At 67.6% G+C, this 23,853-nt stretch carries 23 protein-coding genes; 20 read left to right on the plus strand and 3 right to left on the minus strand.

Translation table 11 applies throughout. The features are described 5' to 3' along the window. Positions 1–19: 19 nt before the first annotated feature. Positions 20–1,360, plus strand: coding sequence for a class II 3-deoxy-7-phosphoheptulonate synthase (locus LTA6_RS13950; protein WP_407358120.1), 1,341 nt, complete (start codon positions 20–22; stop codon positions 1,358–1,360). Between the two features lie 87 nt (positions 1,361–1,447). Here LTA6_RS13950 and pknB read toward each other — a convergent pair whose 3' ends face one another. Next, a complete protein-coding gene (gene pknB, locus LTA6_RS13955) occupies positions 1,448–3,382 on the minus strand; it encodes a Stk1 family PASTA domain-containing Ser/Thr kinase (protein ID WP_407358121.1) in 1,935 nt (644 codons plus the stop codon). Positions 3,383–3,458: 76 nt separating this feature from the next. Further along, entirely contained in the window at positions 3,459–4,667 is a 1,209-nt protein-coding gene (locus LTA6_RS13960; protein WP_407358122.1) for a LysM peptidoglycan-binding domain-containing protein, read from the minus strand. 175 nt (positions 4,668–4,842) lie between these two features. On the opposite strand from LTA6_RS13960, the gene LTA6_RS13965 reads away from it, so the two are divergent. Further along, the gene (locus LTA6_RS13965) at positions 4,843–5,148 is read left to right on the plus strand and encodes an Rv2175c family DNA-binding protein (protein ID WP_407359286.1); all 306 of its coding nucleotides are present in this window, start codon (positions 4,843–4,845) and stop codon (positions 5,146–5,148) included. Between the two features lie 45 nt (positions 5,149–5,193). On the opposite strand, the gene LTA6_RS13970 is transcribed toward LTA6_RS13965, so the two are convergent. Next, the gene (locus LTA6_RS13970) at positions 5,194–6,282 is read right to left on the minus strand and encodes a polyprenyl synthetase family protein (RefSeq protein WP_341974349.1); all 1,089 of its coding nucleotides are present in this window, start codon (positions 6,280–6,282) and stop codon (positions 5,194–5,196) included. 98 nt (positions 6,283–6,380) lie between these two features. On the opposite strand from LTA6_RS13970, the gene LTA6_RS13975 reads away from it, so the two are divergent. The 18 genes from LTA6_RS13975 (at position 6,381) to lspA (ending at position 23,852) form a co-directional block, all read left to right on the plus strand. Further along, positions 6,381–6,755 carry a DUF3040 domain-containing protein gene (locus LTA6_RS13975; RefSeq protein WP_341974350.1) on the plus strand — a complete coding sequence of 125 codons (375 nt, stop codon included), beginning with the start codon at positions 6,381–6,383 and terminating at the stop codon, positions 6,753–6,755. A gap of 264 nt (positions 6,756–7,019) precedes the next feature. Beyond that, positions 7,020–7,451, plus strand: a complete 432-nt coding sequence (mraZ, locus tag LTA6_RS13980; protein WP_341978389.1) for a division/cell wall cluster transcriptional repressor MraZ — start codon at positions 7,020–7,022, stop codon at positions 7,449–7,451. A 115-nt stretch (positions 7,452–7,566) separates the two neighbouring features. After that, on the plus strand, positions 7,567–8,505 hold the full coding sequence (gene rsmH, locus LTA6_RS13985) for a 16S rRNA (cytosine(1402)-N(4))-methyltransferase RsmH (RefSeq protein ID WP_341974351.1): 939 nt from the start codon (positions 7,567–7,569) through the stop codon (positions 8,503–8,505). Beyond that, a complete protein-coding gene (locus LTA6_RS13990) occupies positions 8,502–9,065 on the plus strand; it encodes a hypothetical protein (protein ID WP_341974352.1) in 564 nt (187 codons plus the stop codon). Before rsmH ends, LTA6_RS13990 begins: the two co-directional genes overlap by 4 nt. 26 nt (positions 9,066–9,091) lie before the next feature. Next, positions 9,092–10,876, plus strand: coding sequence for a penicillin-binding protein 2 (locus LTA6_RS13995; protein ID WP_341974353.1), 1,785 nt, complete (start codon positions 9,092–9,094; stop codon positions 10,874–10,876). A gap of 27 nt (positions 10,877–10,903) precedes the next feature. Continuing rightward, positions 10,904–12,316 carry a UDP-N-acetylmuramoyl-tripeptide--D-alanyl-D-alanine ligase gene (gene murF / locus LTA6_RS14000; RefSeq protein WP_341974354.1) on the plus strand — a complete coding sequence of 471 codons (1,413 nt, stop codon included), beginning with the start codon at positions 10,904–10,906 and terminating at the stop codon, positions 12,314–12,316. Next, entirely contained in the window at positions 12,313–13,419 is a 1,107-nt protein-coding gene (gene mraY / locus LTA6_RS14005; protein WP_341974355.1) for a phospho-N-acetylmuramoyl-pentapeptide-transferase, read from the plus strand. Before murF ends, mraY begins: the two co-directional genes overlap by 4 nt. Further along, positions 13,409–14,947, plus strand: a complete 1,539-nt coding sequence (gene murD / locus LTA6_RS14010) for a UDP-N-acetylmuramoyl-L-alanine--D-glutamate ligase (protein ID WP_341974356.1) — start codon at positions 13,409–13,411, stop codon at positions 14,945–14,947. Before mraY ends, murD begins: the two co-directional genes overlap by 11 nt. After that, on the plus strand, positions 14,916–16,154 hold the full coding sequence (gene ftsW / locus LTA6_RS14015; RefSeq protein ID WP_341974357.1) for a putative lipid II flippase FtsW: 1,239 nt from the start codon (positions 14,916–14,918) through the stop codon (positions 16,152–16,154). Before murD ends, ftsW begins: the two co-directional genes overlap by 32 nt. Further along, positions 16,151–17,239, plus strand: a complete 1,089-nt coding sequence (locus LTA6_RS14020; protein WP_341974358.1) for a UDP-N-acetylglucosamine--N-acetylmuramyl-(pentapeptide) pyrophosphoryl-undecaprenol N-acetylglucosamine transferase — start codon at positions 16,151–16,153, stop codon at positions 17,237–17,239. Before ftsW ends, LTA6_RS14020 begins: the two co-directional genes overlap by 4 nt. 51 nt (positions 17,240–17,290) lie before the next feature. Beyond that, positions 17,291–18,691 (plus strand): UDP-N-acetylmuramate--L-alanine ligase, encoded by a 1,401-nt coding sequence (gene murC / locus LTA6_RS14025; protein WP_341974359.1) that lies wholly within the window; start codon positions 17,291–17,293, stop codon positions 18,689–18,691. 108 nt (positions 18,692–18,799) lie between these two features. Next, positions 18,800–19,612: an FtsQ-type POTRA domain-containing protein gene (locus LTA6_RS14030; RefSeq protein ID WP_341974360.1), complete on the plus strand. Its 813-nt coding sequence runs from the start codon at positions 18,800–18,802 to the stop codon at positions 19,610–19,612. 181 nt (positions 19,613–19,793) lie between these two features. After that, positions 19,794–20,942 carry a cell division protein FtsZ gene (gene ftsZ / locus LTA6_RS14035; protein ID WP_341974361.1) on the plus strand — a complete coding sequence of 383 codons (1,149 nt, stop codon included), beginning with the start codon at positions 19,794–19,796 and terminating at the stop codon, positions 20,940–20,942. A gap of 14 nt (positions 20,943–20,956) precedes the next feature. Continuing rightward, complete coding sequence (locus LTA6_RS14040) at positions 20,957–21,655, plus strand: YggS family pyridoxal phosphate-dependent enzyme (protein ID WP_341974362.1); 699 nt, start codon at positions 20,957–20,959, stop codon at positions 21,653–21,655. 42 nt (positions 21,656–21,697) lie between these two features. After that, positions 21,698–22,180: a cell division protein SepF gene (locus LTA6_RS14045; RefSeq protein WP_341974363.1), complete on the plus strand. Its 483-nt coding sequence runs from the start codon at positions 21,698–21,700 to the stop codon at positions 22,178–22,180. A 3-nt stretch (positions 22,181–22,183) separates the two neighbouring features. Further along, the gene (locus LTA6_RS14050; protein WP_341974365.1) at positions 22,184–22,480 is read left to right on the plus strand and encodes a YggT family protein; all 297 of its coding nucleotides are present in this window, start codon (positions 22,184–22,186) and stop codon (positions 22,478–22,480) included. 160 nt (positions 22,481–22,640) lie between these two features. After that, positions 22,641–23,243 (plus strand): DivIVA domain-containing protein, encoded by a 603-nt coding sequence (locus LTA6_RS14055; protein ID WP_341974367.1) that lies wholly within the window; start codon positions 22,641–22,643, stop codon positions 23,241–23,243. 96 nt (positions 23,244–23,339) lie between these two features. Continuing rightward, complete coding sequence (gene lspA, locus LTA6_RS14060; protein ID WP_407358123.1) at positions 23,340–23,852, plus strand: signal peptidase II; 513 nt, start codon at positions 23,340–23,342, stop codon at positions 23,850–23,852. Position 23,853: the final 1 nt, after the last annotated feature.

Below are 23,853 nucleotides of genomic sequence, written 5' to 3' on the forward strand. Positions count from 1 at the left end.
CGCCTACTAGGCTGGGGGGATGCTTCAGCACCACATCGACGCCCTTGACGCATGGCGCTCGCTCCCCATCAAGCAGCAGCCGCAGTGGCCCGATGCTGATCGAGTCGCAGCCGTATCCCAGCAGATCGCGGGGCTCCCTCCGCTGGTCTTCGCCGGTGAGGTCGACAACCTCCGCGACCGCCTCGCGCGCGCGGCATCCGGTCAGGCTTTCCTCCTGCAGGGGGGCGACTGCGCCGAGACCTTCGCCGGAGCGACCGCCGAGCAGATCCGCAACCGCATCAAGACGGTGCTGCAGATGGCCGTCGTGCTCACGTACGGCGCCTCGATGCCGATCGTGAAGATGGGTCGGATGGCCGGTCAGTTCGCGAAGCCGCGCTCCAGCGATAACGAGACCCGAGGCGATGTCACTCTTCCCGCCTACCGCGGCGACATCGTCAACGGCTACGACTTCACCGAGAGTTCGCGTCAGGCGGATCCGGGGCGCCTGCTGCAGGGGTACCACACCGCGGTCTCCACGCTGAACCTGATCCGCGCCTTCACCCAGGGTGGCTTCGCGGATCTCCGCGAGGTGCACTCGTGGAACAAGGGCTTCGCGCAGAACCCGGCCAACCAGCGCTACGAGCGGATGGCGGCCGAGATCGACCGCGCCATCAAGTTCATGGAGGCCGCCGGAGCCGACTTCGACGAGCTCAAGCGCGTCGAGTTCTTCACCGGCCATGAGGGTCTGCTGATGGACTACGAGCGGCCGATGACGCGCATCGACTCGCGCACGGACACGCCGTACAACACCTCGGCGCACTTCCTCTGGATCGGCGAGCGGACGCGGGACCTGGACGGCGCGCACGTCGACTACTTCTCGAAGATCCGCAACCCCATCGGGGTCAAGCTCGGACCGACCACCTCGCCGGACACGGCGCTCGCGCTGATCGACAAGCTCGACCCGAACCGTGAGCCCGGGCGTCTGACGTTCATCACCCGGATGGGAGCCGGCAAGATCCGCGATGCATTGCCGCCGCTGCTCGAGGCCGTTCGCGACTCTGGTGCGACACCGCTCTGGGTGACCGATCCGATGCACGGCAACGGGATCACCACGCCCACCGGCTACAAGACGCGTCGCTTCGATGACGTCGTCGACGAGGTGCGCGGCTTCTTCGAGGCGCATCGTGCCGTCGGGACGTTCCCCGGTGGCATCCACGTCGAACTCACCGGTGACGACGTCACCGAGTGCCTGGGCGGCTCGGAGCACATCGACGAGGCCGCGCTCGCGACCCGATACGAGAGCCTCTGCGACCCGCGCCTGAACCACATGCAGTCCCTCGAGCTCGCCTTCCTGGTGGCCGAGGAACTCGCGAAGCGCTGACCCAGGCTCACGCCACCGGCTCAGAACGAAAGAACTGCTCCCAACCCGCCAGGGTGGGAGCAGTTCTTTCGTTGCGGGCGAGGCTGTTCAGCCCGCCGCTCGAATCTGGATCTTCGTGCCACGCGGGTGCTCGCTGCCCGCCTCGGGGTTGGTGCTGGTCGCGGTGAACAGATCCCAGACGATCTCGGGGACGTTCGACACCGCCTGGAATCCCGCTTCCTCGAGGATCCGGACGGCCTCGCGGATGCTCTCACCGTCGACGTCCGGCACCTCGATCGGCTCAGGGCCCTTCGACACGATGAGCTGGATGGCATCGCCCGGCCGCCAGTTCCCCTCTTCGGCTCGGTCGGCGTACCCGATCACCCGGTCCTTGTCGATGTCGTCGCTGAACTGCGTCTGACTCTCCTCGGCGACGACCAGGCCCTTGTCGGTGAGCGCTTTCGTCGCCTGGTTCACGTTCATGCCGGCGACGTCGGGAACCGGTCCGAGCGAGACGAAGAGCTCGATGGCGTCGCTCTCGAACACTTCGCAGCCCTCGCCGCATTCGTACGTCTCGCCGCCGGCGCGGGGAGTGACGTATGCGTTGATGACGATGCCCGGATCTGCGTCCGAGAAGAGAGCCACGTCGTCCGCGAGTTTCAGGTGGAACTCATCCGTGAGTCGGGTGCGGAGTTCCTCAGCCACCTGACCGTTCAACGGATCAAGGGCGTGCTTCTTCGGGCCGATCGAGACGACGACGGTGACGGTCGCGCCGGCCTCCAGTCGCTCTCCTTCGCCCGGTTCTGTGCGCATCGCCTGCTCGGCTGGCACGTCGATGGAATTCTCGTCCGCTCGCGCCGGCACGAAGCCCTCCGCCGTGAGCGCCGCGGCGGCCTCGTCATAGCTGGACCCGGCGACACCCGGCACCGCGATCAGGGATCCCGGTCCGGAGCCGAACCACCAGCCGACGCCACCGGCGAGCACCGCCAGCAGGAGAACGAAAGCGAGCAGGAACGCACCGCGGGCGCGGCGCTTGGAAGCGCGACGGCGGAGGACGGTCGCATTGTCGAGCTGTTGGGGGACAGGGGCCGTCGGATCGGCGATGACCATGGTGCTCGGCATCACTTTGGTGAGATCGCCGGAATCGGCCTGCGAACGCTTGGTAGGCATGGTCGCGGCGGCAACCGCGGGGGCGATGCCGAGATCGCGCTCGATCTCGCGCAAGCGGTCGAGCATCTCCTGGGCGTCGTTCGGACGCTCATCCGGCGACTTCTCGGTGGCCCAGAGCACCAACTCGTCGAGGGGCTCCGGCACGCCGGGGTTGCGCACGCTCGGACGCGGCACCGACTCGGTGGCGTGCTGGAACGCGATCTGCATCGGCTGCTCACCCTTGTAGGGCTGCTCGCCGGTGAGCATCTCGTAGAGCATGATGCCGAGCGCGTAGATGTCGCTTCGGGCGTCCGCCGTGCCGCGCGTGACGAGCTCAGGGGCGAGGTACGCGATCGTGCCGAGTAGCTGCGCTCCGGTCGCGGTGTTCGCCGTCGTCGCCCTGGCGAGGCCGAAGTCGCCGATCTTGATGCGGCCGTCTTCGGCGAGCAGAACGTTCTCGGGCTTCACGTCGCGATGGACGATCCCCGCGCGGTGCGCTGCGGAGAGACCGGCGAGGATCGCATCCATGATGGTGATCGTCTGCGGGATCGTCAGACGGCGCTGCTCGCGCATCAGCTCGCGCAGCGTGATCCCCGGCAGGTACTCCATGACCAGGTAGGCGAGCTCGCCGTCCTGACCCTGATCGAAGACGTTGACGACGTGCGGATCGGCGAGCCGTGCCGCTGCCCGTGCCTCCTGGATGAACCGGCTCTGGAACGCGGAATCGTCGCTGAGATGCGCGTGCATCACCTTGAGAGCGATCCTGCGTTCGAGTCGCAGGTCGGTGGCGACGTAGACGGTCGCCATGCCGCCGCGCGCGATCCGAGCGCGGACACGGTAGCGACCGTCGACAAGCCGCCCGATGAGAGGGTCGGCCTGCTGATTGGTCGTCACGAGGAAATTCTATGGAGAACTGCCTGAAAGCCTGGGGAGCGGCTCACCCCTGGACCCTGCGGGTTTGCCCCGAGCGTCATCCGTGGAGCGCGAGCCACTCGTAGGCCTGGGCCTCCCACTGGCCGTAGCGGTCAGGGAATGCCGAGATCTGCACGGCCTGAGCCGCGGCGCCGAAGCCCAAGGATTCCCAGCCGGAGATGTCGAGCAGGCCCCGCGTCGCGCTGCCGTTGGGGTCGTTCGGGCCGCCGTAGAAGACGCGGATGCTGCGGTCGGCATCCCGGATCTGCTCGGCGGATCCCCAGCCGGTGCTCGGCCGCTGCTGGAACAGCCCGAGGGAGTCGCGGTCGCCCCAGTCCAGGTTTCGCATCCAGGACTCGACCATGCTCGTCGCGAGAGCCGTGGCGATGCCACGGTCGGAGATGCCCAGTTGTCGTCCGATGCTGATGATGAGCGCGGCGTTGGCCGCCTGCTCCGCATCCAGGGTCGCCGTCAATGGCGGGTGCGCAACAGCGGTCGGCGCTGGTGCCGCCGCCGGCGCAGGGGCCGAGGCGGCCACCACGATCGTCTGGCCCGGGTAGATGATCGACGCGGCGCTCAGGCCGTTGGCGGCGAACAGCGTCTGCGTGGTGGTGCCGTACTTCTGGGCGATCCCGTAGAGAGTGTCTCCGGCGGCGACCGTGTGGGTCTGTCCGGCCTCCGGTGCCGCAGGCGCAGTGACAGGTGCCGCGGGGGAGGCGGCTGCTGCGGCCGTACCGGAGACGGCGAGCGTCTGCCCGGGGTAGATGATCGACTCGCGGGTGAGGGCATTCGCAGCCAGCACCGCGTCGACCGTGGTGCCGTACTTCTGGGCGATCGCGTAGATGGTGTCACCGGAGACGACGGCGTGCGTCGTCGTGGCTGCCGGCGTCGCCGGTTCGACGGCGGCTGGGGCAGCCGGAACTGCGGTATCGGCGAGGGTGAGGCTCTGCCCCGGGTAGATCACGGACCGCCAGGTGAGTCCGTTCCAGGTCAGGACGTCGGCCGTACTCAGTCCGAAGCGCTCGGCGATCGCGAAGACGGTGTCTCCGGGTTGGACGACGTACGTGCCGGGACTGGTCTGCGCCGGCACGGAGTGCATCGGCACGCCGGCCGTCGATGCCACGTCTTTGAGCTGGACGAGATGCAGGGCGGGTGCGGCCTCCGCCGAAGCGGGCGCAGCGACCAGCGTGCCGGCGAGCGTTCCCAGAACGGCAGCAGGTGCGGCCACGGTCAGATATCGCGTACGACGCGAAGCGTTCAGTCTCAAAGCTTCCCCCTTTTTCGACTTCTGCCACGCTGGCACGGAAGTAAACCAAAGTCAACAGGAGTGACTGGTGTGACTGGCGTGACGGGAGTGGCGAGATGCATCCTCAGACCGGAGGTGAGATAGTGGCAACGTGTCTGAGAACGCCCCTGAAACGTATGCCACCGAGTGGCTGACCATGCCCGATCTCGTCGAGGTGCTCGATGAGCCACTCGGGCGGGTGCGACGACTCATCGACGAGCACTATCTCATCGGTTCCCGCCGCAACGGAGTGTTCACTGTTCCGGCCGTGTTCATCGTCGACGGGGAGCCGCTGGCCTCGCTGCGCGGCACCGTGATCGTCCTGAAGGATGCCGGCTTCACCGACGATGAGGTCATCGACTGGCTGCTCAGCGATGAGGAGACGATGGGGCGCTCGCCGATCGCGGCTCTGCTCGCCGGCCACAAGAGCGAGGTCCGTCGGATCGCCCGCACTCTCGCCTGACCGTCATCGCGGCCCGGCTCAGGCCGGGCATGCCGGTTGCAGCGCTCAGGCCGCCCGCACGGTCGCTGCGCGCGCGAGATCGCGGAGTTCGCTGACGGCGGCGTTGTCCAGGCGCGCCCCGGACAGAGCCCGGTCGGCCTCCTTGGCGTAGTCCGAGATCATCGTCTCCACGCGATCGAGGGCGCCTGAGCCTGCGATCGTCGCCTGCAGTGACGACACCTGCTCGTCCGTGAGCGATGCATCGCCCAGCAACTCGTCGAGAAGGTTGCGCGTCGAGGTGTCGACGGCATCCCTGGTGAGGGCGATGAGGACGGTGCGCTTGCCCTCGCGGAGGTCGTCGCCCGCGGGCTTGCCGGTGACGGCTGCGTCGCCGAACACCCCGAGCACATCGTCGCGAAGCTGGAAAGCCATGCCCAGCGGATGACCGAATCGGCGCAGCGCGGCGAGCTGGTCATCCGCGGCGCCGGCGAGGGATGCCCCCAGCAGCAGGGGCTGCTCGATGCTGTATCTGGCCGACTTCAGCGAGACGACGCGGAGCGCGCGCTCCGCATGCGTGTCGCGCGGATTCACACTCCATGCCGATTCCTCGGCGATGTCGAGGAATTGCCCTGTCGTGACGTCACGGCGCATCCGGGCGTATTCGGCGCGCACCGTCGCGGCGTGCGGGTGGTCTGCGATCCCGGTCTCCATGAGGTCGTCGCTCCAGGCGACCAGGAGATCTCCCAGCAGGATCGCGGAGGCGCGTCCGAACGACTCGGCATCGCCCGTCCATCCCGCCGCGCGGTGGGCGCTCTCGAGGGCGCGATGTGCCGCAGGACGGCCTCGGCGGGTGTCCGAGTTGTCGATGAGATCGTCGTGCACGAGCGCGGCGGACTGGAAGATCTCCAGCGCGGCGCACAGATCCCAGAGCGCATCGCTCTCCACGGCGTTCCGGTCGAGGAAGCGGGCGACCGAGCGCCAGCCGGAGTGGCAGAAACGTGCCCGCAGTCGCTTACCGCCGACGAGGGTGTCGGCAGCCGCGTCGAGGAACGAAACCGCGTCAGGGCCGTAGCCGGCGGACTCGGCGCGTGCCCTGTCGAGGAAGCGCTTCAGGCGCTCAGCGACGGCATCGGGGACAGGAGTGGGGGACGACACGACTCTCAGCATACGTACACCGAACGAGGTGCCGGACAGCTACCCCAGATCGCCGGGCTGGGCGTAGAATGTAAGGCACCATACCCGAGGGGGACGAGATGCCACTGTCCGAACAGGAGCAGCGTCTGCTTGATGAGATGGAACGCCATCTCCTGCACAACGACGCCGACGTCGTGAGCGCGCCCTCCGGTGATCGTGCCTTGAGCTACCGCAACCTCGTGTACGGGGCACTCCTCCTGCTGGCCGGCGTCGGCGCGCTGATCGCGGGTGTCGCCCTCGGCGACGTGCTCGGCATCGTCGTCGGTGTGATCGGTTTCGCGACGATGCTCGCCGGAGTGATGCTCGCTGTCACCCCGGTGCGCCGCACCACCCCGGTGCCGGCTCGCGAGGGCAAGTCGGCCAAGCCGCAGAACTCGGCGTCCTTCATGGATCGCATGAACGATCGATGGGATCGCCGCCAAGACGGTCGCTGACCGCCAACAAGTCGTCTTCTCGAAGGCCCGGATGCTCTGAGCATCCGGGCCTTCGTCGTTTCTCGGCGCGGCGCGGTGTTGGGGCGATGCGCGCTGGCCCTCCCCTCTTCCTCCACTGCGCTCCACCGCGAGAAATCAAGGATCTCAAGACGCTCATGCGCGGATCGACGAAGGATCACGGCGATTGGTCGTAGGTTTGTGGAGGAAAGTGGAGTAAAGTGGGGCGCACCTCGAGTTGGCCGGACGAAGAGGGGGGTGATGGCCATGTTGCTGGGGACGCACTCACCGAAGCTCGACGACAAGGGACGGGTCATCCTTCCCGCGAAGTTCCGCGAAGATCTGGGCGGCGGCATCGTCGTCACCCGCGGTCAGGAACGCTGCCTCTACGTCTTCAGCACTGCCGAGTTCGAGACCATGCACGAGCGGATCCGACGGGCCCCGCTCGCCAACAAGCAGGCGCGTGACTTCATGCGTCTGTTCCTCTCCGGAGCGAGCGCGGAGATGCCGGACAGCCAGAACCGCATCACCATCCCGGCGCACCTTCGTCAGTACGCCGGGCTCCAGAAGGAGCTCGTCGTCACGGGAGTCGGCGCCCACGCCGAGATCTGGGATGCCGAGAGCTGGAACACCTACCTCGCGGCCGGCGAGGAGACCTACGCAGACCTGGAGCAGGAGGTGATTCCGGGACTCTTCTGACCACGGCTGTGATGCCCCGCCGCTCCCGCCCCGACACACTTCCCCGGTGCCGGGTCGAGCGGAGGGGGATCAGGGCCCTGGTCACCGGAAAGAGAAACGTCACCCGAGAAAGATCATGAACCTCCGAGACATTCACACCCCCGTCCTGCTCGACCGCTGCGTCGAGCTGCTCGCTCCCGCCCTCCAGGCCGACGGAGCGGTGCTCGTGGATGCCACGCTCGGCATGGGCGGCCACGCCGAGGCCTTCCTCCAGCGCTTCGACAACATCCGGCTCATCGGGCTGGATCGCGACACGGATGCCCTGCGGATCGCGGGGGAGCGGCTCGCACGCTTCGCGGACCGGATCACCCTCGTGCACACCGTGTACGACGAGATCGGCCTGCACGCACAGGGCGCCGCCGGCATCCTCTTCGACCTCGGTGTCTCCTCGTTGCAGCTCGATGAAGCAGAGCGCGGGTTCGCGTACTCCAAGGACGCACCGCTGGACATGCGCATGGACCAGACCAAGGGGGTCACCGCCGCCGAAGTCATCGCCACGTACAACGAGGGCAACCTCCGCCGCATCTTCGAGCGCTACGGCGAGGAGAAGCTCGCCGGCCGCTACGCGCGTTTCATCATCGAGGCGCGACAGAAGCAGCCGATCACCCGCTCCGGCGAACTCGTGGAACTGCTGATCGCGGCGACCCCCGCCGCAGCGCAGCGCGCGGGCCACCCGGCCAAGCGCGTGTTCCAGGCGTTGCGCATCGAGGTCAATGCCGAGCTGAACGTGCTCGCAGACGCGATCCCTGCGGCGATGGACGCACTCAGCGTCGGTGGACGGATCGTCGTGATGTCGTATCAGTCGCTGGAAGACCGCCTGGTCAAGCAGGCGTTCGCGGCCGGGGCTGCTTCGACGACGCCCCCGGGACTCCCGGTCGAACTCCCCGAGCACGCTCCGCGGTTCCGCATCGTGACCAAGGGCGCCGAACTGGCGGACGACGCCGAGCGTGCGCGCAACCCCCGGGCGATCCCGGTGCGGCTGCGCGCGGCCGAGAAGATCAGGGAGTCGGCATGAGCCTCAACGCCACCGCGCGCGTCCTGCCACGGCCCTCTGCGCCGACGAAGGCGCCGGAACGTCGCCTTCGTCCCCTGGAGCGTCCTGCCGAACGACGCAAGCCCAAGCTCGCTTACGCGCTGATCGCCCTCGGTGGTGCGATGGCGATCGGTGCTCTCCAGATCGCGCTCTCGCTGGCGATCACCCAGGACTCCTTCACGCTTGCCGCGCTCAACTCGCAGCAGCGCGAGTTGAACCTGCGCACGCACGCGCTGCAGGAGGAACTCACCGGGCTCAGTTCGCCGCAGCTGCTGGCCAGCAGCGCAGCCGGCCTCGGAATGGTCGTCGCGGGGTCGCCCTCGTATCTGCGCCTCAGCGACGGTGCGGTGTTCGGAGCAGGCTCCGGTGCCGATTGGTACTCGACGGTCGACCCGAACGGTTCGGGCGCGGTGGGCAATGCGCTCCTGCAGGCCGCGCATACCGAGACGACACCGCCGGCCGGTGATGAAGCCGCGGAGAGTACGACATCCGATCTGCCGCCGTCGATCACCGATGGCCTCCCCAGCCCCACGACCCACTGAGCCGAAACCCAGACGGAGACATCCTCATGACGACACGAGCCACCCGCAGTCCGCGGCGACGCACCGTCGTCGCCCTCGCCGTCGTGCTCGCCGTGCTGGCGGCGTTCGTCGTCCGGCTTGTCGACATCCAGGTGGTCAGGGCGGATGCCCATGTCGAGGACTCGCTCCGCACCGGCAAACTCGGAACGTCGACGTCGATCCCCGGTCAGCGCGGATCGATCGTGGACTCCGAAGGCACAGTCCTCGCCTCCAGCGTCCTGGTCTACGACGCCCAGCTGAGCCCGCAGGTCATCATGCTCCTGGAGAACGACGAGGAGAACAAGCCGAAGCTGCCGTGGGCCGAGGCGTCCGAGAAGATCGCCGCGATCACCGGTCAGACCGGCGATGAGGTGCGCGCGATCGTCGCCGCCGCTCTTGCCGAGAACGCCGAGAGTCAGTACGCGCTGCTGAAGCGGGGCCTGACCACCGAGCAGTACCTCGCGCTGCGCGACCTGGGGCTGCCCTATCTGGCCGTGAAGCCCCGGGAGACACGGGTCTACCCGAATGGCGCCGTCGCCGGCAACATCGTCGGCTTCCTCGACGGAGAGGGCAAGGCGCAGGTCGGCGTCGAGAAGATGGAGGGCCAGTGCCTGGCCTCCACCGCCGGCGAGAGGTCCTACCGCACCGGCAAGGACGGCGTCGTGATCCCCGGCAGTGAACGCACTGTCGACGCGGTGGACGGTGGAACCGTGCAGCTCACGCTCAACAGCGATCTGCAGTGGTACATGCAGCAGATGATCGGCGAAGAGGCGCAGAAGCAGGGTGCCAAGGGCGGCACCGTCACAGTCGTCGAGACCAAGACCGGCAAGATCCGGGCGGCGGCCGAGTGGCCGGCGATGGACCCCAATGATCTGGATGCGTCGGCACGCGAGACCTGGGGCAACCAGATCTTCACGTACGACTTCGAGCCCGGCTCGACGTTCAAAGCGATCACCGCCGCTGCGGTGATCGAGGGCGCGGGGGCGAGCCCCCTGACCACCGTCACGGCTTCGTCTCGCGAGACGTTCCCGAACGGGGCCGTCATCAACGACGCCTTCTCGCACCCGGACTACAACTACACGCTCGCCGGCGCACTGATCGACTCGTCGAACGTGGCGCTGTCGAAGTTCGGCGAGATGGTCAGTCCGGACGTGCGCCACGACTACCTGCAGCGATTCGGCGTCGGCACCGAGACGATCGGGTTCCCGAACGAGACCGACGGCACGCTGCACCCGACCAGCGAGTGGGACAACCAGTCGATCTACACCACCTCCTTCGGTCAGCACTTCACCGTCACCGCACCGCAGCTCGCCGGGGCGTACCAGGCGATCGCCAACGGCGGGGAGAAGATCGGGCTCTCGCTCGTCGAGTCCTGCACGCAGACGGACGGCACCGTCGTCACGCCGGATGCGCCAGAACGCGAGCAGATCGTCACGCCCGAGACCGCATCGCAGCTGACGCGCATGCTGGAGAACGTCGCGGTGCAGGGCGGACTCGCCGAAGACATCGCGGTGCCCGGCTACCGTGTCACGAGCAAGACCGGAACCGCGCAGGTCGCAGATCTGGTCAACGGCGGCTACAAGTCCGGCGTCTACTACACGAGCATGGTCGGCTTCGCGCCCGTCGACGATCCTGAGTACGTCATCGTGGTGACCCTCGACGAGCCGACTAGAATTACATCGTCTGCCGCAACCGCTTCCGCCTTCCAGAAGGCCGTGACGCAGGTCATGAAGACCTATCGCGTCATGCCGTCGTCCACGCCGATGGACGAGTTGCTGCCCAAGTTCGAATAGCCGGCGAGAGCCGCGCATGGAGATGTCATGATCGCCCTGTCGCTTGCTGAGATCGCCGCCATCACCGGTGGTGACCTGCGTCTCGTCGGAGACGACACCGCCACCACGGTGGTGAGGGGAGTGGTCGACACGGACTCCCGAGAGATGGAGCCGGGGTCGATCTTCGTCGCGAAGCCCGGGGCCGAGACCGATGGGCACCGCTTCGTCGGCGCCGCCGCTCAGGCGGGAGCCGTCCTGGCGATCGTCGAGCGGCCGGTCGATGAAGCTGTGACCCAGATCGTGGTGACGGATGTGATCGCGGCCCTGGCTGATCTGGCCAAGGAGGTCGTGGGGCGCGTGCGCGCCATCGGGAATCTGAGGATCGTCGGCATCACGGGCTCGAACGGCAAGACCACGACGAAGAACTTCCTCGCTCGCATCCTGTCGGACGAGGGCGAGGTCGTCGCGCCCGTCAGGTCGTTCAACAATGAGGTCGGCGCTCCCGTCACCATGCTCCGCGTCACCGAGAACACGCGGTATCTGGTGAGCGAGTTCGGCGCAGCGGCACCGGGGAGCATCGCTCACCTCGCCGGTCTGGTCGAGCCGGACGTCGCGGTCGTCTTGATGGTGGGCCTTGCCCATGCCGGCGGGTTCGGCGGCATCGAGGAGACGGCGAAGGCCAAGGCGGAGTTGGTGGCCGCGGCGCGAGCCGATGGCACGGCGGTTCTGGGTATCGACGATTCTCGAGTGGCCGCGATGCGGGAACTCGCCACTGAGCGCGGTATGCGCGTCGTCGGTTTCGGGCAGAGCGCCGCCGCAGACATCCGGGCGGACGACGTCGCAGTGACGGCATCCGGCACGCGCTGCACCGTCGAAGTCGACGGCATCCGATTCCCGCTCCACATGCAGGTGCTCGGCGCGCATCATGTCGGCAACGCGCTGGCGGCGATCGCCGCGGCCGGCGTGCTGGGCGTGTCGGTTGCGGATGCGATCGCCCGTCTGGAGACCGTGGAGATCGCGGAGCGCTGGAGGATGCAGCCACTCGGCAGCGACCGCGTGCGCATCATCAACGATGCGTACAACGCCAGCCCCGACTCGATGGCGGCAGCCCTTCGCACTCTTGCTCAGATCACCGGCCCCGGTGAGCGAACCGTCGCCGTGCTCGGCGCGATGACAGAGCTCGGTGAGAGCACGGGGGAGGAGCACGACCGTATCGGCCTGCTCGCCGTGCGCCTGAACATCCAGCGGATCGTCGTCGTCGGCCCTGAGGCCCGCCGTCTCTACCTCTCCGCCGTCGGTGAAGGCTCCTGGGACAGCGAGGCCGTGCATCTGCCCGATCAGGATGCCGCTTTCGAATACCTGCGCACAGAACTTCGCGACGGCGACCGCGTGCTCGTGAAATCATCCAATTCCGTGGGCCTTCGGCATCTCGGCGATCGTCTGGGAGAATTGTTCTCGTGAGGTCCCTGCTAATGGCGGCGGCGATATCGCTCGCCTTCACACTCTTCCTGACTCCTGTCTTCCTCCGGCTGTTCCGCAAATGGGGATGGGGGCAGGTCATCCGCACCCCCGAGGACATCGCCAACCCCAGCCACGAGGCGAAGCGCGGAACGCCGACGATGGGCGGGGTGATCTTCATCCTCGGCACCATCGTGGGTTACTTCACCGGTGTGTACGTCAGCGGCGAAGTGCCTGCGCTGTCGTCGATCCTGGTGATCTGGTTGATGGTCGGGTTCGGTGCCGTCGGCTTCATCGACGACTACATGAAGGTGCGCAGTCAGCGCAGCCTCGGCCTCTCCGGCTGGAGGAAGGTGATCGGGCAGCTGCTCGTGATCATCCCGTTCGGCGTCGTCGCCCTGAACTTTCCGAACACGTTCGATCAGACACCGGCGAGTGGCTCGATCTCGCTGTTCCGCGACATCACGTGGCTGAACCTCTTCGTGTTCGGCGCGATCCTCGGATGGGTCCTGTACCTGGTGTGGATCGCGATCATCGGCGTGGCGACCTCGAACAGCGTGAACCTGACTGACGGGCTGGACGGCCTCGCGGCTGGAGCCGGTGTGTTCGTCGTCGGTGCATACAGCCTGATCGCGTTCTGGCAGTTCAAGCAGTCGTGCACGGTCGTGGATACCGAGGCCCTCAGCGGATGCTACGAGGTGCGCGATCCGTTCAACCTCGCCATCATCTCCGCGTCGTTCGCCGCCGGGCTCATCGGCTTCCTCTGGTGGAATGCCCCGAAGGCCAAGGTCTTCATGGGCGACGTCGGCTCGATGGCGATCGGTGGCGTGATCACGGCGATGGCGATCCTCACCCGCACCGAACTGCTGCTCTTCGTAATCGCCGGGGTCTTCGTGATCTCCTCCGGGTCGGTGATCCTGCAGCGCACCTACTTCAAGGCGACTCGCGGCAAGCGGCTGTTCCTGATGAGCCCGTTCCACCACCATCTCGAGATGCGCGGCTGGCCGGAGGTCACCATCGTCGTGCGCCTCTGGGTCATCGCGGGCCTGCTGGCGGTGTCGGCCGTCGGACTCTTCTACGTCGAGTGGTTGACGCGTGTCGACTGAAGCGCGCCTGGATGCTCTGACCAGCTGGCACGCCGACTGGAGGGGACTGCGGGTCGCGGTTCTCGGCCTTTCGATGACCGGCTTCTCGGTCGCCGACACTCTCACCGAGCTCGGCGCCGACGTCCTGGTGCTCAGCGAGACCGCTGCGGACGAATACGAGGGACTGCTGCCCGTGATCGGCGCCCGGTTCGAGCTCGGCTCGCTGGCGGCCGTCCCTGATGCCCTGACCGATTTCGCCCCCGAGGTGATCGTCGCCTCTCCAGGGTTCTCGCCCTCGCATCCGCTGATCCGCTGGGCTCAGGATTCTGGCATCGCCCTCTGGGGCGATATCGAACTGGCTTGGCGCCTTCGCGACAAGGTCGTCCGCGCGGACGGCACGCCGGCGGACTGGGTTCTCATCACCGGCACGAACGGCAAGACGACGACCACGCAGCTGACGGCGTCGCTGCTCGTCGAGGGCGGGCTGCGCGCGGCTCCGTGCGGGAACATCGGCGTGCCGGTGCTCGATGCCGTGCGCGACCCCTCAGGGTTCGATGTCCTGGTCGTGGAGCTCTCCAGTCATCAGCTCTGGTACCTCGGGCAGTCGACGGCCGCGGGGGAGCTGTTCCCCTACGCGGCCGTCTGCCTCAACCTCGCCGACGATCACCTGGTATGGCACGGCAGCGCCGACGCCTACCGCGACGCGAAGGCGTTCGTGTACCGCAACACACGGATCGCCTGCGTCTACAACAAGGCCGATGAGGCCACCAGACGCATGGTCGAGGACGCCGACGTCATCGAGGGCGCCAGGGCGATCGGCTTCGACCTCGGCGTCCCCGGGCCCAGCGACCTCGGCGTCGTGGAGGGACTCCTCGTCGATCGCGCGTTCCATGAAGACCGCGCGCGCAGCGCCCTGGAGTTGACCACGGTCGCGGATCTCGAGAATGCGGGATTGTCGGCACCGCACATCGTGCAGAACATCCTCGCCGCCAGTGCGCTCGCCCGCTCTCTCGGCGTCGCACCGGCGGCGATCCACGCGGCACTTCTGAAGTTCCGATTGGATGCCCACCGCATTCAGGTGATCGCCCGGCACGCCGGCATCACCTGGGTCGACGATTCGAAGGCGACGAACCCGCATGCCGCGGCTTCGTCGCTGCGTGCCTTTCCCGGTGCCGTCTGGGTCGTCGGAGGCGATCTCAAGGGCGTGGACATCGCCGACCTCGTCGCCGAAGTCGGCACGACGGCCAGTGCAGCCGTCGTCATCGGGGTCGAACGGTCGGCCGTTGTCGCGGCATTCCAGCGACACGCGCCCGCAGTGCCCGTATTCGAGGTGGAAGCTGGCGAGACTGGACACGTCATGAACCGTGTCGTGGAGATCGCGGCGGGGATCGTCGACGACGAGGGTACGGTTCTGCTGGCCCCGGCGGCGGCATCCTTCGACCAGTTCTCCAGCTACGCGGATCGCGGCCATCGCTTCGCCGAAGCGGTGCGGGACTGGATCGACCGGGGGAACGCCGATGACACAGGTCGCCCGAACCCCACGCGGTGAAGCCGGGCGCTCCGAGTCCGGCGGACTCGCCGCCCGCGTCACGCTCGGGCGCCGCTTCACCCCGGTGTCGACGGAGTTCCTCCTCATCACATCGACCGCCCTGCTGCTGACGATCTTCGGCCTCGTGATGGTGCTCTCCGCCACGAGCGCGACGGCGGTGGCCAACGGTGACAATCCGATGGACGGCGCCCTGCGACAGGGCGTGTTCGCGATACTGGGTGTTCCGCTGATGTTCCTGATCAGCCGGTTTCCGGTGCCGTTCCTGAAGAAGATCGCCTGGCCGGCACTGTTCGGCGCCGTCGCGCTGCAACTTCTCGTCTTCACGCCGCTCGGCGACGAGGGCGGCGGAAACCGCAACTGGATCAAGATCGCGGGATTCACGCTCCAGCCCTCGGAGTTCCTCAAGCTGGCCCTCGCGCTCTGGATCGCCTACGTCCTGCTGCGCAAGCAGGCGATGCTGGGAACCTGGCACCAGGTCTTCATCCCTGTCATCCCGGTCGGTGTCCTCGCCATCGGCACGGTTCTCGCCGGTAAGGACCTGGGCACGTCGATGGTGCTCGTACTCATCCTCCTCGGCTGTCTCTTCTTCTCCGGAGTGAAGCTGCGACTGTTCATCCTGCCGGTGATCCTCGGCGTGGCCGCGGTGCTGGCGTACGCGCTGACGAGCCCGGACAGGTTGCGGCGCATCACGGCGACGTGCGACGACATGTCGCAGTACTACGGCGACTGCTATCAGTCGATCCACGGCATCTGGGGCATGGCGAGCGGCGGCATCTTCGGCCTGGGGCTCGGCAATTCGCAGGAGAAATACGGCTGGCTGCCCGCGCCGGGCAACGACTTCATCTTCGCGATCGTCGGCGAGGAGCTGGGACTGATCGGCTGTGTCGTCGTGCTCGCCCTCTTCACGTTCTTCGCCGTCGGCGCGTTCCACATCATCCGCAAGACGTCGGATCCCTTCATCCGCGTCGCTGCCGGTGGCATCACCGTCTGGATCGTCGGGCAGGCCGTGATCAACATCGGCGTCGTGATCGGAATCTTCCCGGTGATGGGCGTGCCGCTGCCGTTCATGTCTCAGGGCGGCACCGCCCTGCTCGCCGTGCTCATCGCCTGCGGTGTGCTCCTCGCGTTCGCACGCACGCTTCCGGCCACCGAGCGGGGCAAGGCCGTCCGCACTCCTTCGGCAGAGCGGGGTAGGGTCACCAGGTGACCACGTACCTGCTTGCCGGCGGAGGAACCGCCGGCCATGTCAACCCCCTGCTCGCCGTCGCCGATTCGCTGCGTGCGCGCGATGCTGAGGCTTCCGTCCTCGTGCTCGGCACGGCGGAGGGGCTGGAGTCCCGTCTCGTGCCCGAGCGCGGCTATGAGCTGCTCATCGTGGACAAGGTGCCGTTCCCTCGTCGTCCGAACAAGCAGGCGGCGGCGTTCCCCGGGCGTTTCCGCCGAGCCATCGCCCAGGTGCGCGCGCACATCCGCGCACACGGAATCGACGTGCTCGTCGGCTTCGGCGGCTACGCGTCGGCGCCGGCGTACGTCGCCGCGCGGCGCGAGGGCATCCCCTTCGTGGTGCACGAGGCGAACGCGAAGCCCGGACTCGCGAACGTCCTCGGCGCGCGGCGTGCGGCGGCCGTCGGCGTCGCGTTCGAGGGCACGCCATTGCGGGGGAGCGAAGTGGTCGGCATGCCCCTGCGAAGCGAGATCATCGCCCTCGATCGGCGCGCGGCGCGTGCGGAGGCCGCGGAGGCGTTCGGCCTGGACCCCGACCGGCCTGTGCTGCTCGCGTTCGGCGGTTCGCTGGGCGCGCAGCGCCTCAATGAGGCGCTTGCGGATTCGTGGGCAGACGTCCTCGCGGCGGGCTGGCAGCTTGTGCACGTCACGGGGGAGCGCAGCGATCTCGTCGACCCCGAGGTGCCCGGGTACGTCGTCCGGCGGTATGTCGACCGGATGGACCTCGCGTTCTCCCTCGCCGACCTCATCGTCTCGCGGTCGGGGTCGGCGACGGTCAGCGAGATCAGCGCCCTCGGGATTCCGGCTCTGTACGTCCCGTACTCCGTCGGAAACGGCGAACAGCGCCTGAACGCCGCATCGTCGGTCGCCGCGGGTGCGGCGGAGCTGCTCGACGATGCCACCTTCGACGGAGATGCCGTGCGACGGATCGTGGTCCCCCTTCTCGGAGACCGTGAACGCCTGGCCCGGATGGCCGCGGCTGCGGAGCGCACCGGTACCCGCAACGGCACCGAGAACGTCGTCGCGCTGATCGATCGCGCCCTGGGTGCCTCCGCATCCGCTCGTTGAGCGAGCGCGGCGAGACGAAACGCACCCACGGAAAAGTAGACTAGTCCCGACATGATCAGACCCGACCTCTCCCTCCCGATTCCCGAGACGATCACCGCCGCGCACTTCATCGGCATCGGTGGTTCCGGTATGAGCGGACTCGCCCGGATGTTCCTGGATGCCGGCATCCGCGTCTCCGGTTCCGACCGCGCCGACAGCGACAACCTCCGCGCGCTTGCCGCCGCCGGGGCGACCGTTCACGTCGGGCACGACGCCGCACACCTCGGCGATGCGGACACCGTCGTGCACACCGGAGCCATCTGGCCGGAGAACCCGGAGTTCCTGCTGGCGAAGGAGCGCGGGCTGCACGTCATCCACCGCTCCCAGGCGCTGCACTGGCTGATCGGCTCGCGCCGTCTCGTCTCGGTCGCCGGTGCTCACGGCAAGACCACGTCGACCGGCATGATCGTCACGGCGCTGCGCGAGCTGGGCGCCGACCCGAACTTCGTCAACGGCGGGGTCATCGAGCAGCTCGGCCTGTCCAGTGCGAGCGGCTCCGGCGACCTGTTCGTGATCGAAGCCGACGAATCCGACGGAACCTTCCTGCTGTACGACACGTCGATCGCGCTGATCACCAATGTCGACCCGGACCACCTCGATCACTACGGCTCCGACGAGGCGTTCCACGACGCCTTCATCCGGTTCGCGAATGCCGCGACGGAGGCGGTCGTGATCTCGAGCGACGACCCCGGTGCCCTCCGCGTGAGCGCCGGGCTGACGCATCCGAACGTGATCACGTTCGGTAAGGCCGTCGATGCCGACGTGCGCGTCACGGACATCGTCACCGACGGGCCGGTCTCGGCCACGATCTCTCACGGGGTCGAGAGCGCGCGCCTGCAGCTGGCCGTGCCGGGGGTGCACAACGCGATCAACGCGGCCGGCGGTATCGCGGTGCTGCGGGCACTCGGCTTCTCACTCAGTGACGCGACGCGGGCGATGGAGGGCTTCGCCGGTACGGTCCGCCGCCTCGAGCAGCACGGAGTCGAGCGCGGCGTCGCCGTCTACGACGACTACTCGCACCATCCGACCGAGGTCCGCGCAGCGCTCGAGGCGATGCGCACCCTGGCCGGTGAGGGGCGCATCATCGCGATCCAGCAGCCGCACACGTATTCGCGCACCCAGCACATGTACCAGGAGTTCGCCGACGTGCTCGAGGAGTTCGCGGACCACACCGTGATGCTCGATGTCTACGGTGCGCGGGAGGACCCGGTGCCGGGCGTGACCGGCGAGCTGGTCAGCGACGCGTTCCGCGACGCTGCGAACGTGCACTACGTCGCCGACTGGCAGGATGCCGCCGACTACACGGCCACCGTGGCTCGCCCGGGTGACTTCGTGATCACCCTCGGCTGCGGGAACGTGTACCAGATCATCCCGCAGGTGCTCGAGTCGCTGCGGCAGACCCCCGGGGCCTAGCAGATGCGCCGGCCCGCACCCCTGCCGACGCCGGCGGAGAAGGAGACACCTTCGCAACCGGTTTCGCGCTCTCGCCGTCAGGCCGAGAAGCCCGACAAAAGCGAGCGGGTGGCGGATTCGAATCCGAGCGAGACGGCGCAGGACCTGCCGGAGGAGTTCGCAACGCCGACGACGAGTCGCGATGTCTGGCGGGCAGCACGTGCGCGCCGCAAGGCGCTGCGCGCCGAGATCCGCCGCTTCACGCAGCGCTCCCGTCGTCGCCGCATCATCTGGTTCACGGGCATCGGGGCGGTGCTGGTGCTGATCGGCGGGAGCGTTGCCGCCGCCTACAGCCCGCTTTTCGCCGTGGAGAAGATCACCGTGGTGGGCGCGTCCACACTCGACCCGGCGACCGTCGAAGCGGCGCTGAGTGCCCAGATCGGCACACCCCTGGCGCTGGTGGACACCAGTGAGGTGAAGGCGGCGCTGCTCGCCTTCCCCCTGATCGAGACGTACGCGCTCGAGGCGAAGCCGCCGCATGACCTCACGGTCAGCATCGTCGAGCGCACGCCGGTCGGCGTGATCGAATCGGATGCCGGTTACACACTCGTCGATGCCGCAGGCGTCGCGCTCGCGACGACGAGCGACCAGCCGGCTGGCCAGCCGCTGATCGAGGTCGAAGGCGGAGTCGACTCCACGGCCTTCGAGAGCATCGGGCTGGTCATGCGGTCGTTGCCGGCCGATGTGCGCGCCGTGGTCACGAGCGCCCGCGCGTCAACCGCGGATGACGTCACGCTGACCCTCGCCTCGGGACTGATCGTGGTGTGGGGGAGCGCCGAGGAGTCCCGCGACAAGGCGGTGGCTCTGAGCAGGACGATGGCTGCGAGACCCGACGCCAGCACGATCGATGTCTCCTCGCCCGAGCTCGCCGTCGTCGGCTGAGCCGGATCTGCACGGCAAACGCGCGACACGCCCGTGTCGCTGCGGGCCCGCGAGCACGCGGCGCTTACCTTCGAACAAGAGAAACCAATACCGGGAAATACTTTACACCTCTAGTTGAGGTTTAAGGTTCACACTCTGGTTTCTCGCCTAAACGACAGGCTCGACTATTCGGAGGCCGGCCATGAGCCAGAACCAGAACTACCTCGCCGTGATCAAGGTCGTCGGCGTGGGCGGTGGCGGCGTCAACGCCGTCAACCGCATGATCGATCTCGGCCTCCGCGGAGTCGAGTTCATCGCTGTCAACACCGACGCACAGGCACTGCTCATGAGCGACGCCGACGTCAAGCTCGACGTGGGCCGCGAGCTCACCCGTGGCCTCGGTGCCGGCGCCGACCCCGAGGTGGGTCGCCGCGCCGCAGAAGACCACGCCGAAGAGATCGAGCAGGCTCTCACCGGGGCCGACATGGTCTTCGTCACCGCGGGCGAGGGCGGCGGCACCGGCACCGGCGGCGCACCCGTCGTCGCGCGTATCGCGAAGTCCATCGGCGCGCTCACCATCGGTGTCGTCACCAAGCCGTTCTCCTTCGAGGGCCGCCGCCGCCAGAGCCAGGCCGAGGCGGGCGTCGCCAAGCTCAAGGAAGAGGTCGACACCCTCATCGTGGTGCCGAACGACCGTCTTCTCGAGATCAGCGACCGCGGCATCTCGATGATCGAGGCATTCGCCACCGCCGATCAGGTGCTGCTCGCCGGTGTGCAGGGCATCACCGACCTCATCACGACTCCTGGTCTCATCAACCTCGACTTCGCCGACGTCAAGTCGGTCATGCAGGGTGCGGGTTCCGCGCTCATGGGCATCGGCTCCGCGCGCGGCGCCGACCGTGCGATCAAGGCCGCCGAGCTCGCGGTCGAGTCGCCGCTGCTCGAGGCGAGCATCGAGGGCGCGCACGGCGTGCTGCTGTCGATCCAGGGTGGTTCGAACCTCGGCATCTTCGAGATCCACGACGCCGCGGACCTCGTCAAGGAGGCGGCGCACCCCGAGGCGAACATCATCTTCGGAACGGTCATCGACGACACTCTCGGCGACGAGGTGCGCGTCACGGTGATCGCCGCCGGCTTCGACAGCGGAGAACCCACGCTGCGCCTGGACCCGATGGTGGTCAGCCGTCCGGCGGCAGCGGCGACGCTGCCCGACGTGCCGCTCTCCAGCGTCTCCGATGCTCCGGCCACGCCGGAGAAGACCGAGACCGAATCGGCCCAGCGGGTCCCCGCGACCAGCATCGAGCCGGCGTTCGCCGAGGACGACATCGACATTCCTGAGTTCCTGAAGTAACACGGGAATCCGATTTGAGTGAATTGGCTGCGCGGCTGTCGGCGATCGACACGCAGATCGCGGACGCCGCGCGCCGAGCAGGCCGCGATGCCGGGGAGATCACCCGAATCGTGGTGACGAAGTTCCATCCGGCATCCGTCGTCCGGGAGCTCCATGCGCTCGGCGTGCGCGACGTCGGTGAGAATCGGCAGCAGGAGATGTCCGCCAAAGTCGACGCCCTTCGGCAGGCTCAGGGACCGGTCTTGGCGGACCTGCGCTGGCATTTCATCGGCCAGGCGCAGACGAACAAGGCGGCGGCGATCAGGAGCGGGGCGGATGCCGTGCACTCGGTCGACCGCGAACGGCTGGCCGATGCGCTCCATCGTGCGGCGGAGGACGACTCCGCGCTTGACGTGCTCGTGCAGATCAATCTCACCGGCGACGCCGGGCGCGGGGGAGTCGAGCCGGGCGCGGCAGACGCTCTCGCCGAGCACGTGCTCGGCCTGCCCTCGCTGCGGCTCCGTGGAGTGATGGCCGTGGCCCCGCTCGATGAGGAACCGGCATCCGCCTTCGCGCGCTTGCGCGTCGTCGCCGACCGGATCCGCCTCATCGCGCCGGATGCGACATGGATCTCCGCCGGCATGACCGGCGATTTCGCCGAGGCCATCGCCGCAGGTGCGACACACCTGCGGATCGGCTCCGCAATCACGGGACCCCGGCCCGACCGGGGTTAACCTCTAAACAGACCAGCCCGAACGTTCGAACCGGAGGACACGATGGGTAACCCGCTGAAGAAGACCATGGTGTATCTCGGCCTCGCCGACGAGGAAGAGGTGTACGAGGAGGAGACGCAAGCTCCTGCCCGCGCACACCGCGAACGCGACCGCGAGCAGCGTGACCGTGAAGAGGCCGCCCCGGCGCCCGTCACGCCGTTGCGTCGCCCCGTCGCCGTGCGGCAGCCTGCTGCGGGCACGGTGAACGAGATCCTCACGGTGCACCCCAAGCAGTACCGCGACGCTCAGCTGATCGCTGAGAGCTTCCGCGAGGGCGTCCCGGTGATCATCAACCTCTCGCAGATGAGCGACGCCGACGCGCGCCGCCTCATCGACTTCGCCAGCGGTCTCTCCCTGGGCCTCTACGGCCGCATCGAGCGCGTGACGTCCAAGGTCTTCCTGCTGTCGCCGGAGAACATCGCGGTGTCGGGCCACGGGGGAATCGCACACGCAGACGCCGAGTCTGCGGGCTTCGACCAGTCGTAGCCCGTGGAGCTGGTCTCCGTTGCCGCGAGCATCGTTCATCTGGTGCTTCTGCTGTACATCTTCATACTCTTCGCACGCCTCATCCTCGACTACATTCCGCTGTTCAACAGGGAATGGCGTCCGAAGGGCGCTGGCCTGATCGTCGCTGAGATCGTTTACACGATCACCGACCCCCCGATCCGCTTCTTCCGGCGATTGATTCCGCCGTTGCGCATCGGAACGCTGTCGCTGGACTTTGGTTTCGCACTCACCATGCTGATCGTGCTGATCCTCATGAACATCGTGCGCATCTTCGTCTGATCTGCGCAGCGACTTCGTCGCGCACGGGTGTCGCGACATCGCGACATTCAGATGCGGGGACTATGCTTGGCTCCCAGGTGCGCGCCCCGGATTCGCGCCACATCACGACCACGCCATACATCGAAACTGGCAACAGAACTCATCGAAAGAGGAGCCACCCATGGCACTTACCCCGGATGACGTCGTCACCAAGCAGTTCCAGCACGTCCGTTTCAAGGACGGCTTCGACCCGGACGAGGTGGACGACTTCCTCGACGAGATCGTCATCGAGTGGCGCAAGGCCCTCGAGGAGAACGTCGAGCTGAAGGCCAAGCTGGCCGCCTACGAGTCCGGTGCGACTCCTGAGGCCGCCGCTCCGGCTCCCGCTGCCGTCGTCGAGGCACCCGCGCCGGTCGCCGTCGCCGAGGTCCCCGTCGAGCCCGCAGCATCCGGCTCCGCGACCGCGACCGCAGGCATCATCGAGCTCGCGCAGCGTCTGCACGACGAGCACGTCGCCGAGGGTGAGGCGAAGCGCAACCAGCTCATCGCCGAGGCCGAGACCGAGGTCAGCCGCATCCGCGGCGAGGCCGAGGCCAAGCAGCGCGAAGAGACCTCCCGCATGGAGCGCGAGCGCAACCAGCTCGAGGCCCGTATCACCGAACTCCGCAACTTCGAGCGTGACTACCGCAACCAGCTGCGCGGTTACATCGAGGGTCAGCTCCGCGACCTCGACGAGAAGTCGGCGTCGACGGACTCGACCCCCGTCTCGGCGATCGGACTGTAGGTCGACCCTTTGCCAGGACGTCGTCCCCTTCGTCGGTCGGCGGCCGGTGCGATCGTTGCGATTCTCGCAGCGCTCGTACTGGCCGCCGATCAGTTTGTGAAGCACCTCACGATCACCAACCTGCCATTGCAGGAGTCCGTGCCTGTGCTCGGAGAGTTTCTCCAGCTCTACTACGTGCGCAACCCCGGAGCGGCTTTCTCGCTCGGTTCTGAGGTCACCTGGATCTTCACGATCGCTCTGTCGATCGTCGCCGGTGTGATCATCTGGAAGGCGCTTTCGCTGCGTTCGCGCTTGTGGGCTCTGGTTCTCGGATGCCTGCTCGGCGGCGTGCTCGGCAACCTGACCGACCGTCTGCTCCGCGAGCCGGGTTTTCCGGTCGGGCATGTCGTCGACATGATCTCGATGCCCTGGATGATGCCGGCGATCTTCAACGTCGCCGACATCTTCATCGTCACTGGCATGATCTCGGTCGCGCTCCTCGTCGTGTTCGGGCTGCGCTTCGACGGCACCCGCGAGCGTGACCATGCTGCGGCAGAGGCGGCAGCGCACGCCGATGCGGCGACTTCCGAGAAGCCGGATGGGTCGACGACCGCCGACGTGGAGCGCTGAG

Source organism: Microbacterium sp. LTA6 (genome assembly GCF_045690355.1).
Lineage (GTDB): Bacteria > Actinomycetota > Actinomycetes > Actinomycetales > Microbacteriaceae > Microbacterium.